The organism is Ramlibacter sp., assembly GCF_035706265.1.
Taxonomy (GTDB): Bacteria; Pseudomonadota; Gammaproteobacteria; order Burkholderiales; family Burkholderiaceae_C; genus Ramlibacter.
This window is the reverse complement of sequence record NZ_DASSVG010000187.1, coordinates 1-2022: the sequence shown is the minus strand read 5'-3', so window position 1 is coordinate 2022 and position 2022 is coordinate 1. Positions and strand designations below refer to the sequence as shown.

Genomic DNA, 2022 nt, shown 5'->3' with positions numbered 1-2022 from the left:
GGTGAAGATGCAGGCCGGCGAGCAGCGCTGGCACAAGCTGGCGCCGCTGTGGGTGCTGGGCGTGTTCCTGACCGTGATCCCGATGGCCTTCCGCCAGTCGATCGAGACCAGCAGCCTCTACTGGACGATCTACTTCGGAGTATCGGCGCTGGTGGTGGGCGGCATCCTGCTGGCGCGCCGGCGCATCGCCGAGCGGCTGCCGGCGCTGGAGGTGCTGGACGACGTGATGTACAAGGCGATCGCGGTCGGCTTCGCCTTCTTCACCATCGCCACCGTGCTGGGCGCGCTGTGGGCAGCCGAGGCCTGGGGCGGCTACTGGAGCTGGGACCCGAAGGAGACCTGGGCCCTGATCGTGTGGCTCAATTACGCCGCCTGGCTGCACATGCGGCTGATGAAGGGGCTGCGCGGCACGGTGTCCGCCTGGTGGGCCCTGGTCGGCCTGGCCGTCACGACCTTCGCCTTCCTGGGCGTGAACATGTTCCTCTCGGGGCTGCACAGCTACGGGGAGCTCTGAGCCGGGCTACAGCCCTGCCGCCGGGCGGGAAATCCGAATCCTTGCAAGAATGGGGTGCGTACCCACGGTACCCCCTTCGAACAAAGGAGACGAAATGCTGATCCGGACCGGCCGCGACGGCTTCCAGCACCCGACAGCCAGCGAGATCACGCCGCGCGCGGTGTACGAGGACCGCCGGCGCCTGCTGAAGTGGATGGCCACCGGCGCCGCCGGCGCGGCACTGGCGCAGTGGGCCCAGCGCGAGGCCTTCGCCCAGCAGGTGACGCGGCCCGGCAAGCTGGCGCCGCTGCAGGTGGTGCGCTCCACAGTGCCCGGCGCAGTGACCATGGAAAAGATCACCGAGTACAAGGACGCCACCAGCTACAACAACTTCTACGAGTTCGGCACCGACAAGGGCGACCCGGTGGAGAACGCGCACACGCTCAAGCCTTCGCCGTGGACGGTGGAGATCGAAGGGCTGGTGAAGAAGCCGGCGAAATTCGCGCTGGAAGACCTGGTGAAGCTCGCCCCGCAGGAGGAGCGCATCTACCGCCTGCGCTGCGTCGAGGGCTGGTCGATGGTGATCCCCTGGGTCGGTTATTCGCTCGCCAAGCTGATCGAGAAGGTGGAGCCGCAGGGCAGCGCGAAGTTCGTGGAGTTCGTGTCGCTGGCGGACCGCAAGCAGATGCCCTATGTCGGCTCGCGCGTGCTGGACTGGCCGTACGTGGAGGGATTGCGCATGGACGAAGCCATGCATCCGCTCACGCTGCTGACCTTCGGCATGTACGGCGAGGTGCTGCCGAACCAGAACGGCGCGCCGGTGCGCGTCGTCGTGCCGTGGAAGTACGGCTTCAAGAGCGGCAAGAGCATCGTCAAGATCCGCTTCACCGACCAGATGCCGAAGACGGCCTGGAACAAGGCCGCCGCCAACGAGTACGGCTTCTATTCGAACGTGAACCCGAACGTGGACCATCCGCGCTGGTCGCAGGCGACCGAGCGCCGCATCGGCGAGGACGGCCTGTTCGCCAGGAAGCGCAAGACCCTGATGTTCAACGGCTACGAGCCCCAGGTCGGCCAGCTCTATGCGGGCATGGACTTGAAGAAGAACTATTGAGCGGCAGCTGGCCTTGGTGACCCTCGCACGTTCCCTCCTGCATCCCGCGGCCAAGCCGCTGCTGTTCGTCCTCGGGCTGCTGCCCTTCGCGTGGCTGTTCTACGGCGCGCTCACCGACAACCTGGGCGCCAACCCGGCCGAATACCTCACGCGCGCCACCGGCGACTGGACGCTGCGCTTCCTGTGCCTCACGCTGGCCGTCACGCCGTTGCGGGTGGCGTTCTCCGTTCCCACGCTGGCGCGCTTCCGCCGCATGCTGGGGCTGTTCACGTACTTCTACGTCGTGCTGCACCTGCTGGCCTACGGCTGGTTCGACCAGGGTTTCGACTTCGGCGAGATCGGCAAGGACATCGCCAAGAGGCCGTTCATCCTGGTGGGCTTCACCGCCTTCGTGCTGCTCACGCCGCTGGCAGCC

The 2022-nt window shown here is 66.8% G+C and carries 3 protein-coding genes; all 3 read left to right on the top strand.

Annotated features, from left to right (window positions below; all coding sequences use genetic code 11):
* A partial coding sequence (gene ccsA / locus VFM98_RS07025) for a cytochrome c biogenesis protein CcsA (protein WP_325109195.1) occupies nt 1-514 on the top strand: 514 nt, incomplete at its 5' end.
* A gap of 94 nt (nt 515-608) precedes the next feature.
* Nucleotides 609-1607 carry a protein-methionine-sulfoxide reductase catalytic subunit MsrP gene (gene msrP, locus VFM98_RS07020; RefSeq protein WP_325109194.1) on the top strand — a complete coding sequence of 333 codons (999 nt, stop codon included), beginning with the start codon at nt 609-611 and terminating at the stop codon, nt 1605-1607.
* Nucleotides 1608-1623: 16 nt separating this feature from the next.
* On the top strand, nt 1624-2022 hold a 399-nt coding region (locus tag VFM98_RS07015), incomplete at its 3' end, for a sulfite oxidase heme-binding subunit YedZ (RefSeq protein ID WP_414708994.1).

Excerpts from the sequence above, each read along its gene's own strand:
- msrP (WP_325109194.1), top strand. The coding sequence starts at position 609 with ATGCTGATCCGGACCGGCCGCGACGGCTTCCAGCACCCGACAGCCAGC.